Annotated in this window: 16 protein-coding genes and 1 pseudogene; 8 read left to right on the top strand and 9 right to left on the bottom strand. The window is 67.9% G+C overall.

Features of this window, described 5'->3' with window-relative positions; genetic code table 11:
• Positions 1 to 280: 280 nt before the first annotated feature.
• Complete coding sequence (locus ACH4FH_RS38415; protein WP_398560621.1) at positions 281 to 469, top strand: hypothetical protein; 189 nt, start codon at positions 281 to 283, stop codon at positions 467 to 469.
• Between the two features lie 383 nt (positions 470 to 852).
• Positions 853 to 1,641, top strand: coding sequence for a hypothetical protein (locus ACH4FH_RS38410; protein ID WP_398560620.1), 789 nt, complete (start codon positions 853 to 855; stop codon positions 1,639 to 1,641).
• Positions 1,642 to 2,548: 907 nt separating this feature from the next.
• Here the strand turns inward: ACH4FH_RS38410 and ACH4FH_RS38405 are convergent.
• The 4 genes from ACH4FH_RS38405 to ACH4FH_RS38390 all read right to left on the bottom strand — a co-directional run bounded on the left by ACH4FH_RS38405 (position 2,549) and on the right by ACH4FH_RS38390 (position 6,409).
• A complete protein-coding gene (locus tag ACH4FH_RS38405; protein ID WP_398560619.1) occupies positions 2,549 to 3,466 on the bottom strand; it encodes a cupin domain-containing protein in 918 nt (305 codons plus the stop codon).
• A 69-nt stretch (positions 3,467 to 3,535) separates the two neighbouring features.
• A complete protein-coding gene (locus ACH4FH_RS38400; protein WP_398560618.1) occupies positions 3,536 to 4,444 on the bottom strand; it encodes a zinc-binding dehydrogenase in 909 nt (302 codons plus the stop codon).
• Positions 4,445 to 4,694: 250 nt separating this feature from the next.
• Entirely contained in the window at positions 4,695 to 5,537 is an 843-nt protein-coding gene (locus ACH4FH_RS38395) for a hypothetical protein (RefSeq protein WP_398560617.1), read from the bottom strand.
• 314 nt (positions 5,538 to 5,851) lie between these two features.
• Entirely contained in the window at positions 5,852 to 6,409 is a 558-nt protein-coding gene (locus tag ACH4FH_RS38390) for a TetR/AcrR family transcriptional regulator (protein WP_398560616.1), read from the bottom strand.
• A 75-nt stretch (positions 6,410 to 6,484) separates the two neighbouring features.
• Between ACH4FH_RS38390 and ACH4FH_RS38385 the strand changes: the two genes are divergently transcribed.
• Complete coding sequence (locus tag ACH4FH_RS38385; protein WP_398560615.1) at positions 6,485 to 7,180, top strand: alpha/beta hydrolase; 696 nt, start codon at positions 6,485 to 6,487, stop codon at positions 7,178 to 7,180.
• Between the two features lie 50 nt (positions 7,181 to 7,230).
• A complete protein-coding gene (locus tag ACH4FH_RS38380; protein WP_398560614.1) occupies positions 7,231 to 7,581 on the top strand; it encodes a hypothetical protein in 351 nt (116 codons plus the stop codon).
• A 182-nt stretch (positions 7,582 to 7,763) separates the two neighbouring features.
• Here ACH4FH_RS38380 and ACH4FH_RS38375 read toward each other — a convergent pair whose 3' ends face one another.
• The gene (locus ACH4FH_RS38375; protein WP_398560622.1) at positions 7,764 to 8,249 is read right to left on the bottom strand and encodes a nucleotidyltransferase family protein; all 486 of its coding nucleotides are present in this window, start codon (positions 8,247 to 8,249) and stop codon (positions 7,764 to 7,766) included.
• 285 nt (positions 8,250 to 8,534) lie between these two features.
• Between ACH4FH_RS38375 and ACH4FH_RS38370 the strand changes: the two genes are divergently transcribed.
• Positions 8,535 to 8,750 carry a hypothetical protein gene (locus ACH4FH_RS38370; protein ID WP_398560613.1) on the top strand — a complete coding sequence of 72 codons (216 nt, stop codon included), beginning with the start codon at positions 8,535 to 8,537 and terminating at the stop codon, positions 8,748 to 8,750.
• A 286-nt stretch (positions 8,751 to 9,036) separates the two neighbouring features.
• Complete coding sequence (locus tag ACH4FH_RS38365; protein WP_398560612.1) at positions 9,037 to 9,261, top strand: hypothetical protein; 225 nt, start codon at positions 9,037 to 9,039, stop codon at positions 9,259 to 9,261.
• A gap of 240 nt (positions 9,262 to 9,501) precedes the next feature.
• On the opposite strand, the pseudogene ACH4FH_RS38360 reads toward ACH4FH_RS38365, so the two are convergent.
• The 3 genes and pseudogenes from ACH4FH_RS38360 to ACH4FH_RS38350 form a co-directional block, all read right to left on the bottom strand.
• A pseudogene (locus ACH4FH_RS38360) lies at positions 9,502 to 9,678 on the bottom strand (IS701 family transposase); the annotation flags it as partial.
• 188 nt (positions 9,679 to 9,866) lie between these two features.
• The gene (locus tag ACH4FH_RS38355) at positions 9,867 to 10,040 is read right to left on the bottom strand and encodes a hypothetical protein (protein WP_398560611.1); all 174 of its coding nucleotides are present in this window, start codon (positions 10,038 to 10,040) and stop codon (positions 9,867 to 9,869) included.
• A 256-nt stretch (positions 10,041 to 10,296) separates the two neighbouring features.
• Entirely contained in the window at positions 10,297 to 10,428 is a 132-nt protein-coding gene (locus tag ACH4FH_RS38350; RefSeq protein ID WP_398560610.1) for a hypothetical protein, read from the bottom strand.
• 401 nt (positions 10,429 to 10,829) lie between these two features.
• On the opposite strand from ACH4FH_RS38350, the gene ACH4FH_RS38345 reads away from it, so the two are divergent.
• The gene (locus tag ACH4FH_RS38345) at positions 10,830 to 11,045 is read left to right on the top strand and encodes a DUF6243 family protein (RefSeq protein ID WP_030988248.1); all 216 of its coding nucleotides are present in this window, start codon (positions 10,830 to 10,832) and stop codon (positions 11,043 to 11,045) included.
• Between the two features lie 469 nt (positions 11,046 to 11,514).
• Here ACH4FH_RS38345 and ACH4FH_RS38340 read toward each other — a convergent pair whose 3' ends face one another.
• A complete protein-coding gene (locus tag ACH4FH_RS38340) occupies positions 11,515 to 13,089 on the bottom strand; it encodes an adenosine deaminase (protein WP_398560609.1) in 1,575 nt (524 codons plus the stop codon).
• Between the two features lie 731 nt (positions 13,090 to 13,820).
• Between ACH4FH_RS38340 and ACH4FH_RS38335 the strand changes: the two genes are divergently transcribed.
• Complete coding sequence (locus ACH4FH_RS38335) at positions 13,821 to 14,144, top strand: hypothetical protein (protein WP_398560608.1); 324 nt, start codon at positions 13,821 to 13,823, stop codon at positions 14,142 to 14,144.
• Positions 14,145 to 14,212 lie beyond the last annotated feature (68 nt).

Raw genomic sequence — 14,212 nt, 5'->3', positions numbered from 1 at the left:
GTCGCACAGGGGGATTTGACTGCGCACGACTTGCGCGTTCTGCATCGTTGACATGTAGCCGCTGCACGCCGTCAGCCCTCGCCGGACTCCACATCGCGGGCATCTTCCTAGCCAGATGCGGACGACCCGCGAACAGGCAAGCGCCCCCCACCGAGCTCGCCGCACAGAAGCCCCGCCCCCCAGCCTCCCGCAGTGCGCCATGCCATCCTTCGCCACACTAGGCGAGGCGCCCCCGCCACCAGCGGAGCGCTGAGCAGCTTGCCGAAGGGGTGGAACGCCGTTGGTACAGCTGGGACAGCGCGGCGACCGCTACGTCTGGCCTACCACCGACACCCTCGCCTACGCCCTGGGCTACTTACGCGGGGACAAGATAACCCCCTGCATCCGCGAACTCGAACGTCTGCAAGCACTGACCGTCATCAAGGTCCCCGCGGGGCAGGCCCGCAGATGCGCAACGTCTACCGCCTAGGCCGCACCCCACCCCCCGGCTACACCGGCCTAACCTCCCTCAACGACTTCTACGCCCGCCTGGGCACCTCCTGCGACATCGAGGTGCAGAGCTCGAGGGAAGCCGTTAATTCAACCAAAACTGCAGGTCAGCCCGTACCCCCCGAAACGGGGGTACACGTGACCCCTCAAATGAGGGGGTACGTGGGCCCTCAAATGGGGGGTGTAACTACAAGAAGCTTTAACAACAAGAAGAACAACAAGAACGCAGCGCCTTCGGCGCGTAGCGCCCCTGACGCCCGGAGGGCTACTGCGGGTAGTAGCGCGCGCGAGACCAACGGCCGCTCCGCGGCGCCGAACAACGCCGAAGCACAGGAGACCGCTCGCGTTCCGCGGAAGAGCCAGATGCGGCTGACCCACGAACAGGCAGACGGCATCCGCACCGTCGAGACCCGCTACCCCACCGAACTCGCCTCCCAGATGCCCGCCCACCAGCCTCCCGCAGTACGCAACGCCATCCTCGCCACACTGGGCCAGGGCCCCCGCCAGAGGACAGCCCAGCAGCTCGCCGACCGGCTCGAGCGCCGCTGGCATAGCTGGGGCTTCGCCGACAAACGCCGCTCGGGTGAAATCGGCAGCGACCCCGGCGTCGTCATCTGCCTGCTCACCCGCCACGTGTGTGCCTACGACCGCTGCGAGGACGGCACGGACATCGACACCGGTCAGCCCTGCAAGGTCTGCCCCGACCGCGAACGGCTGCGCCGCGAACGCAACAAACCCCTCCCCCACCACCCGGAACAGCACGACAGCCAACGGCCGACACAGACTTGGTGGGAATGCTCAACCCCTGAGTGCCGCCAACCCGGCAAAGGCACACCACCAGCCGACGGACTCTGCGCCCCCTGCCGTACGCAGGCCGAAGCCGCCGCGACCGCTGCCGAACAGCTCACAGCCCACCTGACGCAGCAGGAGACCACACAGCAACTGCAGGCAGAGCAGGACCGGTCCCAGCTCCTGGAGGCCGCCTACACCGAACATGGGGAACGGGCGAAGGAAGCGGAACCGTGCACATCGGCCGAAGAAGCTGAGCGCCACCGAAATGAGGACGCCGAGAAACAGCGGCTGCGCGAGCATCTCGCCCAGGAACACCCAGAGCTTGTGCAATTCAGGCAGCCTTCCAAGCCACCCTTTTGAAGCCTGCCTCGCCCCCAGGGCCGATGCCACCGCCCGGCAAAGGCCCTGGGGGCGACGTACCGCAGTCCAACCCGATCTTGCCGGGAACAGTGAGCTTGATGACCAGAGACCGTCGCTTCGACCTTGGGCATTGAGCTGCCCACTCCATGAAATCAGAGGGTCACGCTGCCACGAGGGACCCGCTACTGGCCTCGCTGCTGCCGTACTCGTACAGCCCCCTCAACAAGGTCGAATGTGGGGCTCGGTCAGCGACGCCCGACTTCGTCGCCGCGGTGGCCAAGGTGCTGCGCATTGACGCCACTGCCCTGAGGCGCGCCGTCTGGGAGCGCACCCATCCACAGTTTCCTCGGCCACGGCGACCGAGCTTTTCCGGACTAGGGAATTGATCACGAATTGGCCCCTTCAGGACCTGGGGAAGGTGGACGTGGGAGGTGCTCGACTTCGACGTCGTGCCGCCTCACTGTCGACGACGGGTCCACCGTCGCCGTCCGGCTGGGAGGCCCGCCGTCTCCGCTTCCGGAGCCCTTCGCTGACCTCATGCGGGCATACGTCCAGTCCTGCCAGCACTTGCCCTACGGCAGCGGCAGAAGTTCACAGTGGCTCTTCCCCGGCCGCCAGCCCGGACAGGCGATGAATCCGGGCGGTCTCCAAGTCCACCTGCGGGAGATCGGCATCCGCCACAGCGCGGCAGGGCCCCCGCGATCCGCCAACTCCTCCTCCAAGCCCCGGCCCCGTCATCGCGAAGACGCTCGGTTACCACGACAAGACAGCAACCCGCCTGGTCACTGCAGCCGGAGGAACCTGGAGCCGATACGCCTCCGGCGACCACACACGGTGAAACCAGGCACGGCCTCAACGAGGAATACGCGCCACCTCAACATGCGAGCCCACCAGTCCCCAGGCCGGATCACTTGCGAAGTCGAGAACGGTACTCGCCAGGGGCTGTGCCTCGGGCACGTCGGAAGGCACGGCTGAAAGCGTGCGGAGAGCCGTATCCGACCGCGCCGGAGATCGACTCGACCGGCTCATCGGTATCGCGGAGCCGGACGGACGCCAGGTCGATGCGCCACTGCGTCACGTACGCGCCCGGCGTCTGTCCGAGGGCGGACCGGAAGCGCCTGGACAGCGTCGCCCGGGAGACGCTCGTCGCAGCGGCCAGGGTCTCCGTGGTCCAGGGGTGTTCCGGTTGGGCGTGGACACATGCCAAAGCGTCGCGCACGACCAGATCACGCATCGCTCCCAACCATGAGCCGGAACGTTCCTGCGGGTGGCGGGCCAGCCAGGCGCGTACGAACTGGACGAGCAGAAGGTCGATGATGCTGTTGATGGCGGCGGTGGTGCCGATCTGCGGCTGTGCGAGCTCCGCAGCGAGAAGTTCGACGGTCCTTTTGAGCTGCGCGTTCTCCCGGGCTGTGACGTGCATCGGCCGAGCGAGGGAGGTGAGCACCGGTGTGCGCACCTCCGGGTCCTGCTCGTAGTGCAGCACGATCGCTTCCGTCTGTACCGGCGCCGAGCCCAGACGCAGGGCTCGGCCATCGCCAAAAGACCGGGCCGCCGCCTCACGGTCGCAGGAACCCATCGTCACGCTGGCGCCGCCGGCTATCCCGTGTGCGGTGCCCGGCGACACCAGGATGGCGTCTCCGGCCTGCACCTGAAGAGGTTTTTCGCCTGGGACGTGGAGCCACATGGTGCCGCGGGACACCACGTGCAGTGCCGCTCCTGGAGAGGAGTCCAGCCGCAGGCCCCAGGTTCCTCCGGCCTTCAGCATGATCCCGAGCGCCCCACGCGCACCCGAAACACGCAAGACCTCCGCCAGTACATCCATGGGTCCATTCTCGTCCACCACGGCGAACCGCCACCGGCGGGAGGGGCGCATATGTCCTCGTCCACAGCGTCAGGCCACGTCAAGAACTGCCTTTCCGTGCACCTTCCGCGCGAACAGCGCCTGGACGGCGTCGTCCACGTCCTGCCAGTCGCCTCGCAGTCCGACCGGTGCCCAGAGCCTCCCGGCGGCCATGAGGCCCAGCAGGTCCGTCAGCTCCCCGCTGGTCGGCGTCATGTCGCCGTAGGTGGCGATGCTGCGGGGTTCGCCGAAGCCGAACAAGGTCCCTGACGGGAACGTGGTTTCCTGCCCCGAGGAGTAACCGACCAGGTGGATGGTGCCGCCCTCGGCGAGGGAACTCCAGGCCTGGGCCACCAATGGTCCGCCGACCGTGTCCAGGACGAGGTCGAACCGGTCCCCGGTCTCGACCAAGTCGGTCAGGACCTTGTCGGCGCCGAGTTCACGGAGTCCGACGGCCCGCTCCGGCGAACCGACGAGTGCCGTCACCCGGGCGCCCGCCAGCGCCGCCAGCTGGACGGCGAAGTGCCCCACGCCCCCGCTGGCGCCGGTGATCAGAACGTTGCGCGCCAGCAGGGAACGCTTGCGCAGCACCCGGAATGGGGTGACTCCGGCGATCCCCAGCGCGGCGGCGTCGGCCAGGTCCACGCCCTCGGGGACGGTGCCGAGCGAGGCGGGGCTGACTGCCACCCGCTCCGCCCACGCGTGGGGAGCCATTCCCACTGCGACGCGCGTACCTTCGGGCGGCCCCGAGCCGTCGGATGCGGCGCGCACCACGACGCCGGCCGCGTCGTGACCGTGCACAGCGCCGGCTGGCCACTGGTCCACGTAATTCAGCTCTCCGAAGTTGAGACCGATGTGCCGTATCTCCACCAACGTCTCACCGGCGGACGGTACGGGCTCATCGACATCGGCGAACCGGACGGGGCCGGCCTCACTGTGGTCGACCACAAGGGCGCGCATAAGGGGTGTGTTTCCCTTCTCTCGTGGGTGCGCCTGAACACTCGGCGCTGCAGCAGATCGAGTGCGCAAATGCCGCACTGCCGTCTTCTTGAAACCTTACGCAGGACCGGGATAGCGACCAGACCCGTGAGAATCAATCAGTTGACGATCTGTGTCAGTGCGACTCGCGGCGCGTCGAGCCCTGCACCCGTCCGGTGGATGACGCTGTGACGGGCACAGACACGCCCGGCAATGTAATGATCTTGAGGCGTCAGCGCTTCCGTCGGGCGGCGGGGTCGGGCCGGGCGACTTGCCGGGCGACCGCGTCGACGCCGGGGCGGGCGTTCCGCTCCAGGGAGGGGACGGAGATGTGGCAGGAGCGGGCCAGGAGCATCGAGGTGAAGGTGCCACTCCGCGCGGGCAGCCGCGCGTTCGGCCAGCGCCTCCAGCAGCGACGGAACGTCAATAACCGCGATGGGGACGGCAGGGGAGCACAATCGCCGATCCGCCCCAGGGATCCGGGCAGTCTCCAAACCCACTTGCGGGAGATCGGCGTCCCGCCACAGCGCGGCAGAACCTCCGCGATCCGCCAACTCCTCCTCCAAGCCCCGGCCCCGTCATCGCGAAGACGCTCGGTTACCACGACAAGACAGCCACCCGCCTGGTCACTGAAGCCGACGGAACCTGGAGCCGATACGCCTCCGGCGACCACACACAGTGACACCAGGCACGGCCAGTTCGTGCCGAGCAGGGCGTTGGCCCGGCGGAACACTGCGCGCAGGGCCTCACAGTTCATGGGCTGGTAGGCCAGTCCCTCGCCGTGGTCGCGGCGGCGCAGTGTCCACCACAACGGGGCCTGCGGGTCCAGCGGCGGTCCCTCGCTCTGGTAGAGCCGCAGCCAGATGAACGCCTCCGGGCTGGAGGGCAGCCACTGCTCGTCCTGGGAGCCCTTGCGTTCGACGCGGACCAGCTGGTCGCCCCAGTCGACGTCGACACCGCGAACTCCGAGCAGCTCGGACGCGCGGGCGGCATTGCTGATCCCCAGGGCGAGGATCGCCCGGTCCCGGTTGGACCGCAGGGCCGCGAACAGCTCGTTCCACCGTTCGTCCGGCATCTGCCGTGGTCGGCGCCTCGGGACCTTGGGGTTGTAGCGCAGCCGCCCCTCGCCGCCGGAGGGATCCAGCGGGTTGCGATGAGCATGCGGGCGCCGCCTCGCGCTCCGGGCCAACGGCACCTGGTTGACCAGCGGGCCACTGCCGAACTCAATCCACAGTCACAGCGGCTGACCCGCATCGCTCCCGTCAGCCTCGGCATGCCTGGCGTCCGACCAGAAGGGCCGTCATAAGCCGCTCGGCATCCCCGGCCTCGGTGGGACTGCTACACCGCCCGGCGGGACACCATCTGGGACGAGGAGAACCGCGCCTGAGCCTAGCCCCTGGACAGGTGCTCGACTGCGCCGAGGAAGTCGCGGAAGGCCCGGTCGGTGCGGGTGGTGTCGCCGGTGGCGTCGAGGTCCATGAGGAGACCACGGATGACAGCGAGAACTAGCGTCGCGAGATCCGGCCGACCGATGCTGCGCAGGCCGTCCTCGAGCGGCCCGAGCCAGTCGGTCGTCGCGGTGCGCCGGAAGTTGGGCCACAACTGCTGCTCCGCACTCTCGCGCAGCTGACCGAACATCCGCAGGTACGGCTGCCCGTCCGGGCCGGTGATGGAGGTCCAGGCGCGGTTCAGGGTGGCCGTGTACGGCTCGTCGGGTCGCACCCGCAGGAGGTCGCCGAATGTGTCGAGCTGACGTTGCCGCGCGTGCCCGAGAACGGCCCGCAGCAGCGCGTCGCGGGTGCCGAAGTGATAAATCAGCATGCGCGCTGAGGTGCCGGTGGCGGTGGTCAGCGGCTCGAGCCGGTCGGGGAGTCCGTGCGCGAGGGCGTGATCAGCGCAGGCATCGAGCAGCCTCTCCTTGATGTGCGGTTGCGGTCGTCTACCCACCGCCCTACTTTTTCACGTAACGGCTACTACGTCTATCGTCGGCAGGGGGCAGTCAAGGCAGACGTGGAGGTAGCGATGAGGGTCGTGTTCGTGCATGGGGCGTGCGTGCGGGACGGGTCGTGGTGGTGGCACCGCACCGCCGAGCTGCTGCAGGAACGAGGGGTGCCGAGCGTGGCCCCGGCGCTGCCGAGCTGCGGCGAGGCGGGCCTGCCCGGCGGCGTCGGCGGTCCGGGGCTGCCCGAGGATGTTGCCGCGGTGCGGCAGGTGCTGCAGGACAGCGACGAGCCGACCATCGTGGTCGCCCACAGCTACGGCGGCATCATCACCGCGGAAGCCGCCGCGGGAATCGGGTCAGTACGCCACCTGCTGCTGGTCTCCAGCTACCTGCCCGAGGTCGGGCAGAGCCTGTCGGAGTTCGGGGACGGCAGCCCTGCCCCGTTTCTCGACGTCGACCCCGACGCCGGCACATTCGGGGTCCGCCCCGAGCTGCTCGTGGATACATTCCTGCAGGACTGCGACCCCGAGGTCCAGGCGCAGGCGGCGGACCACCTCGCCCGGCAGAGCGTGCAGGTGACCGGGCAGCCGGTCGGGGCGGCCGCATGGCAGCAGGTGCCCTCGACGTACCTCATCTGCGCCCAGGACCGCGGCACCCCACCGCGCCTACAGCGCGAGTTCGCCCGCCGGGCCGGCAGCATCGTCGAACTCGACGCCGGCCACCACCCGTTCCTGTCCCAGCCCGCCGCGGTCCAGGACCTGCTGCTGAGCCTGTGAGGGCAGCCGCGGACAAGCCGGGCCGGCGATCCGAAGGCCAGGAGACCGTCGTGAGTGCCGAGGAAGAGCTGCTACCGAGGGCCTACCTGGCCTACAACGGGCAGGACGTCGACGGCCTGCTACTCAACCGAATCCGCCCGATTTTCGGCGAGTACTACGGAGACCCCGAGAGGGCCGACGACTTGGCTGGTGCAGAGAAGCCACCGCCACCAGCGCAGCAGGTCGAAGGCGTAGCTGCGGACGCTGCCCGGCCGGTTGTCCCGAGCGACGAAGTCGACCAGGAACCTCCGGATCGGCTCCACTGCGCTGCCCTCCTCATCGAAGGCCAGCCAGGGCACCGCCCCAACTCCCTCAGCCACCCGTCCCCATCGCGGCAGGCTGATCGACGGCATGTCACGTGATGTCGCGTCCAAGTCCGTCGCGCTCCTTCGTCGTTCGGATGCGCAACGTGTACCGGCTAGGCCACGCGGGCGAGGCACACGCCTCCGGCGTGTCTTCTCGTAGTCCGGTCAACACCTCGGTGGCGGCCGCCGTCACAAACCACGTGGGCGTCGGTCCGGTACGGCTGAGGATGCCGTTCCTCTCAGGGCGCAGTCAGGGGCAGTTCGATCAGGTGGGGCCATTTAGCCCGGTAGCTGGCCGCCTTGGCGCTGTGTACGTCAGCCGGGGCGATTCCCGTCGGGCTGGGGCGCAGGACGCCGCTGTACAGCTCGGCGTAGCCGTGCGCGGCGTATGTGGTGAACATTCCGTCACGGCTCAGGTTCAGGGCGACGGGGCAGGAGGTGAACGCGAACGAGGCGAGGGACTTTGCCAAGTTGCGGTACGGGGCGATGTTGCGCCCGTACTTCTGCTCGTTCCACAGATGCACGCGGGCCTGGTTGCGCGGCTCCAGTTCGACGCCGAGGCCTTCCACGCCCCGCTGGCACCGCTGGATGATCCGGTCCTCGGCGTCGTACGACAGGTCGTCGGCGTCGTGGAAGAAGAGGTCGAAGTCGCGGATGCCGTAACCGAGGTCGGCTCTCCCCACAGCAATGTTCCAGAGGGTCTGGAACAGCGCTCCCGCCGTCAGGTATCACGGCGGGAGGTCAAGGACGGCCAGGCGTTCCAGAACCGCCCGCACCTGGGGATTGCGCAGAACCAGTACCGCGAACGCCCGTTCCTGCTCCTCGGGTGCGGCCCGCGCGCCCGGGCAGTTCAGCGCTGGTCAGACTCTGGTACCGGGAGGTCGGAGTGCAAGTTTCGCGGTAGTCGAGGAGCGCCACGGACCAAGATTGGCGCATCCGCAGGTCGCCCGCGTGCACGGGGACCCGCTCCCCGGAGGAGCGGGCCAGGCCGTCTCTTCAGAAGAGCAGTCATGGCCGAGTGGTCGCTGATCCGGCGTTCGCGCACGCTGTGCACGAAACGGCAGTCGGCGAGCCGCGAAACGAAGTCGGCGGTGACGAACGCATGGTTCGAGCCGCCGCGGATGCGCCGGCCGACCCGCGCGCGGCTGCCGTTCTTCGGTGGCGCTCCGCCCACTGGTGACAGCAGGCGGAGCTTGCACGAGGTGCTACTGCTGTTGGGTCGGTGAGGGTGTCTCCGCCCCTCGGCCCGGGACGATCAACGCCAAGGTGGAACGAGCCTCCTGACGCAATTCCCCCCGCCGCGCGAACGTCGCCGTGAAGGCCAGGAACGAGATCGTTCCTGCGTAGACGACCGCGGCAACCACAGATACCAGCCCGATGCCCATCGGGCACGCACCTTTCTCCCCCTGTTCGGGAACGCCCGACCCTCTGCGACCGGGCGACACGTGCTGACGCGATTGTACGAAACCCCCGAACCAAGCTCTAGCCCAACAACCGTAAGGAGGACACAGGTTGTCTACGTCTACCTATCGCGTACTCGTCTGCGATCTGCGATCCGACGAGCTGCTCGACGTGCTGCCGCTGCAAGTGGTCACCGTCGAGGACTACATCGGCAAGGCCGGCAGCGTGCAAGGCACCATGCCGATTCCCAACCGCGCCATGGCTGACCGCGTCCGGCCCCTCCTCGTCCCGGCCCGCACGGCGCCGTGGGTCGAGCGCGACCGGCAAATCTGGTGAGGCGGCGTGCTGTGGACGGTCAACCCACAGAGCGACGAGCGCGGAAACAGATCGCGACGTCATCGAGGAATCCCGAGCCCTGCAGCGGCTGTCCATATGGCAGCTCACCCGCTGAACGACAACGCTCCCTGTACGGCCCAACGCAGGCCGTACAGGGAGCGCGCTCTGCGATTCTCACGGCCTAGGGTCGATCCGGCGGATCATGAAACGGCCTCATACTCCAGCCGTAGATCGTGTCCTTCATGGCTGGAGGGCTGCCTGACGTCGGTAGTGGCTGTGGCGGGCGCGGGCTTGGTGGCGTCGTTGCCAGGTTGACCAGTGCAGTCGGTGGGCTGTGTCGCGGACGGGCTGGGCGACGAGGATGGTGAACAGGCGCTGGATTTCGTTGCAGGTGAGCGGGATCGGTCCGTCGGGGCTGGTCCCGTCGTCGGCTGGGGCCTGGTCGCGGCGTTCGAGGGTGGTGCGCTGCTGGCAGCGGCAGCGCCCGGTGCCGCGAGGCCGAGGTTGCGGCTGGTCGAACCGTCCTGGCTGCTCTGCTGCGGCGGGCCTGCCGTGTACCTCGCGAGCGGTGTGCCGGTCTCGTCTACGAGCAACAGACTCTCCGGTTACCCAGGCGCGCCGGTCAGTACAAGAGCAGGGGGATTACCCAGGCCGTCGGCGTACACCACCGACAGCATCCCCTGGACCGCCTGCTTCTCACCAGTCGCCTCCTCAGCTGCCTCCGAGGTTTCCCTCATGATCAGCCTCGGGGTCTCCGACGCCAGTTCCTTCTTCGTCACGGTCACTCCTCACGGGGGCAGTGGCCAGCATCCCGCACGCGCCCGGCCCTCACGTTTGGTTCTAGTGCTGCTTTCCCCAGTTGACTCAGAGTTCCGCCGGCTCGCCGCGACTTCCCTGCCCCCACATAACCTGTCACCTGTCACCTGTCACCTGTCACCTGGGCGGTCCTCGCCGCATCCACTCTCGCCATCCTTCTCGCAATCCCGGACCTGACGCCGGACGGGCAGCGGCCGCCTCGTCCGAACCCAGGTCGGGTCAGACGCTGCTGATGCTGGGCCCGCCGAAATCGTGCGGCTGTCCGCCGCGCCATTCCGCCCACTCAGCGTCATCGAGGAGCGGCTCGGCCTCGGGGAGGCCGGCGCGGCGCAGGAACTCCACGACGTCCATGTCCCTGCGGGCGAGGCCGAGGATGGCGTCAAGGTGGACGCGGCGGCCACCGGGGCGGGCGGGCGGGCGGGCGGGCGGGCGGGCGGATGACGATGCGAGCGGTCATGTGACCAGGTTTCCTGCGACGGGGCGGTGGTCGGCGCCCCCCAGAATTCTGTAGATGGGCGCCGGCCTCGCTTCGGTCGACATCGCCCCTTCTGCTCGCCGAAGGCCCGGCTGACGCCGGGGCGGCGAATAAGTTGGTGTGCGGGGCCGACGGGACCGGGTAACGTCTTTGTCATGTTCTTCCAGACGCCGATTTACGAGTGAGAGCGGATGGGCCCCGCTGACGTCCTTCGGCGTCGCCGCCCCTCCCCCACCGATGAATCCGTAGAACACTTCACCTCATACCGGGAGAACCCATGACCGTGAGCAAGAACATCAACAACCCCGTGGGCATGGGCGGCGGCCAGCGCAAGCGGCTGTCCCGCGCCGAACGGCAGAACAACGGCCCGCACCGCAACCTCGACCGCCAGGGTGCAGCCGACCAGAAGGCGGAGCTGGTGCGCAAGATGCGCGAGAAGGCAGGCGCAGCTGAGGGCGCCGGGCAGGCGGGCGACGACACCGCACAGAGCTGACGCACCGCCGCCGGGCGGCACCACACGGGACAGGGCCCGGACCGCGATGCGCGGTCCGGGCTCTGCTGCCGTACCGGGCGCGGCCGGGCCCGATCAGCTCCCGGCCGACACCGCGTCTAGCCGACCGCGTCTTTGCCGGACACCCGGGGAAGCCGCCGATTCAGTCGCCTCGTCACCGCGGCCCCCGAGCTGTGCCAGGAGCGTCACCACCCGCGCGTTCCCCGTGCCCAGCCCGGGCGACACCGCAGCTGTGGGTGGTGGCGTAACTGATCTTCGAAAAGGGTGCGGGCGAGTCGGTTGCTGATCCGCCCGTTGCCTGGCCAGCGAGGGCGAGAGTGTCGTCGTCGAGCCGCGCCCCTCGTTGATGCTGCCGAATCGGTCCGATCCGGTTTGCTCACCGCCGCGGCAGCAGGACATCCTGCCGCGGGTCTTTCCGCCGCGGCGGAAAGCCACCCCTGATGTGCGCGGGCTACAAGGAGTGCTTGAGGACGCGCCGCTCAAAGTTGCGGAAGGCAGCTTCGAGCTCCCACTCCTGCTGGGCCTTCGGGCTGGAGTCCAGCAGCGCCTGGCAGCGCGCGCCCGGATGGCTGGCTCCGGGTTCCTGCCCGGCACACCGCGCCACGGGACGGTACGTCCGCTTCGGGGTCTTGCCGTTCCACAGACTCTTGCCCGGCAGGAACGCCTCCTCCAGCGACGTCCGGGCGATGCCCTTCAGCTCCGGATACGACAGTCCGTAGGTCGTCGCGGCCCGCTCATACTCGCGGGAGATGTCGGTGCGGGAGATGCCCGGGTCGTCGGTGGAGATCGTCACCGGAACGCCTGCCTTGCGGTAAGTCTGGAAGGGGTGGTCCTTACCGGAGACCTGGAGGATCTGCTCGTTGCTGGTGAGGTTCGCCTCCAGGGCGACGCCGCGCTTCGCCATGGTGTGCAGCAGCTTCCTTGGCAGGTCCTCATGCTTGAGGTCGACGCCGTGTCCGATGCGCTCCGCGTGGCCGACGCGCACCGCCTCGTTGATGTGAAAGGTGAGGTCCTTACGTCCGACGAACTCGGGGGTCAACTCGCCGGCGTGCAGGGCGATGTGGGCGTTGGGGTATTTGCTGTGCAGGAAGTCCAGCATGCGCATGTGCAACCGGTAGTTACGCAGTGCGTTCTTGTCGTCCTCGGGCTGTACGAGATTGACGCCGACGAACCGCCTGTCCTTCTCCGCGAGCGCCATGCCGAGTTCCAGTTGCGTGAACACATCCGCGGGTGCCAGCGCGCGCAACGCGTGAGAGAGGAAACGGGTCTCAACCTTGCAACCAGGCTGTGCGAAAGCGGTGCCACACTGCGCGGCCCTGCGGAAGTCGCGATCGGTGTTGTCGGCCTCCTTGCGAGCGGCGTTCACCAAGCGGTCGAGCTTGCCGCCCGAGGTGAGGCGCTCGTGCAGGGCTGCCAGGTCCTTGTCGTAGCCGACCTGCTTGGCCAGCTTCGCGGCCTGCGGGAACGCGGGGCTGATCATCGTCTCCAGGTACTTCTGGTGGTTCCTGGCAGCCGTGTTGGCTACGTCGGCTTGAAGCTTCCCGTTGAAGTCATTGGTGGTGACCGCCATGAATTTGTCGAAGGTGGCGAAGAAATGGTCGTGCCCCGCCCGGCTCGGCTTGTTGCGCGGGAAGTCCTTCATCGACCAGGCCCGCGCAAGCTTCTCCCCGAAGGCGGAATCAGTGCGCACGTCGGAGGCCGGGCGGCTGCCGTCCTTGCAGGGGCCCGGCACGGCAGTTGAGGTGTCCTCCTCGATGCACAGGCCGCTCTGCACCGCGAGGTCGATGAGGAGCTGTGTGGAGGCGGCACCGGAAAGGTGATTGTGCAGGTCAGCGCCCTTGGGCATGGCACGCATGAACTCCCGCAACTGGTGCGGGGCGTCGCGTATGTGCTCCAAGTGCGCAGCAACCCGCCCTTCCCTGGCGATGGTGCTGCGCTCGGAGTCGGGCTCCGGCTTCACGGCATCGGCGGTGGCGAGCGGCAGGGCAACCGCAGAGGCGACGAGGAAGACACCCACACCCACCATCGACGCGCGTAGACCCTTGAGTGACCTGCACCTCACGAAAATTTGGCTCATGAACACGACATCTTCGGTGCCCGGAAGTCAATTTTCAATCCCGCCACCCGATCCCCACGACAAGCATCACCACCACAACCACTGCGCCGTCGTGAAGACGAAGCGTCTCAGTCCCCTGGAGGGGCAACGCCCTCACCCCGAGGCCATGGACTCGGCAGTGGAGGAACTGCTGCGCCACAACCTGGCCATCGGCAACGGCCTTCCTCGTATCGCCATGAAGGACACCGAACTGGGGGAAAGACCACTGCCAAGGGAGACCTTGTCCTTGCCGAAGGCGCGAACTACGACCCACGGTCTTCCGCGACCCGCACCGACTGGACCTGCCCCGCAAGCCCCCTGCACATCTGGCCTTCGGCGCGGCACGGCACTACCGCTCAAGCCACCTCTCCCGCCCGCACCCACGCATCTGTTTGGCTCGCCTGCCGGACCTGCGCCTGGCCATCCCCGCAAGCGAGATCAGCCGGCTCTCAGGCTGGATCAAACGCACCGCCGAACGGCTTCGCGTGCTGTGGTGACGTGGACTCCGGCGACATCCGCCGGCACCTCCGGCCGCAGCACCTCAACACCAGCCAGTGCGCCGCCTCCGTCGCCCCACCCACAAGACAGCCTTCAATCGGCGATCACCCTTTTGCGTGACCCCAAGGGGGCCGGACCGAGCATCCGGCGCGCAGAATGACCTCATGCCAAAGCTGCCGGTACGGTCGGTCCGCCCCTCTTCGGATTCAGTGCTGTCCTTGTGGTCAAAGGACTCCGTGTTGTCGATCGGCTCAGTAGGTTCGGTGCTGTCCGTTGGATCCGTCGGATCGGCCCTGTCTGTCGGCTCCATCGGAAGCGCCCTTTCAGTCGGCTCGATCGGCTCATCCCTGTCATTGATCTCGACCGGATCGTGGCTGAGTACGGGATCCTTGTTCTCGGCGCAGTCGCGTTGGTCCGTGCTGTCCTGGCGCTCCTCCCACGGCTTCCTGACCATGGGAGCGCTAGGGCGTGTCCGCAAAGTCGGTTAGTCGTTGCTCCGTTCGTGGTGCGTCGTCATGAACTGTCTGATCAGGCATGGGCTGTGATCAAGCCGTTG

Source organism: Streptomyces sp. NPDC017993 (assembly GCF_044328065.1).
Taxonomy (GTDB): domain Bacteria; phylum Actinomycetota; class Actinomycetes; order Streptomycetales; family Streptomycetaceae; genus Streptomyces.
The sequence above is the reverse complement of the archived record's forward strand: the minus strand, read 5'-3'. Positions and strand labels throughout refer to the sequence as shown.

Bases quoted from the DNA above. Each gene is read 5' to 3' on its own strand.
- ACH4FH_RS38410 (WP_398560620.1), top strand. From the start codon at position 853: ATGCGGCTGACCCACGAACAGGCAGACGGCATCCGCACCGTCGAGACC.
- ACH4FH_RS38405 (WP_398560619.1), bottom strand. From the start codon at position 3,466: ATGGATGTACTGGCGGAGGTCTTGCGTGTTTCGGGTGCGCGTGGGGCG.
- ACH4FH_RS38400 (WP_398560618.1), bottom strand. From the start codon at position 4,444: ATGCGCGCCCTTGTGGTCGACCACAGTGAGGCCGGCCCCGTCCGGTTC.
- ACH4FH_RS38395 (WP_398560617.1), bottom strand. From the start codon at position 5,537: ATGCCGGACGAACGGTGGAACGAGCTGTTCGCGGCCCTGCGGTCCAAC.
- ACH4FH_RS38385 (WP_398560615.1), top strand. From the start codon at position 6,485: ATGAGGGTCGTGTTCGTGCATGGGGCGTGCGTGCGGGACGGGTCGTGG.
- ACH4FH_RS38370 (WP_398560613.1), top strand. From the start codon at position 8,535: ATGGCCGAGTGGTCGCTGATCCGGCGTTCGCGCACGCTGTGCACGAAA.
- ACH4FH_RS38350 (WP_398560610.1), bottom strand. From the start codon at position 10,428: ATGGACGTCGTGGAGTTCCTGCGCCGCGCCGGCCTCCCCGAGGCCGAG.
- ACH4FH_RS38345 (WP_030988248.1), top strand. From the start codon at position 10,830: ATGACCGTGAGCAAGAACATCAACAACCCCGTGGGCATGGGCGGCGGC.
- ACH4FH_RS38340 (WP_398560609.1), bottom strand. From the start codon at position 13,089: ATGGTGGGTGTGGGTGTCTTCCTCGTCGCCTCTGCGGTTGCCCTGCCG.
- ACH4FH_RS38335 (WP_398560608.1), top strand. From the start codon at position 13,821: ATGCCAAAGCTGCCGGTACGGTCGGTCCGCCCCTCTTCGGATTCAGTG.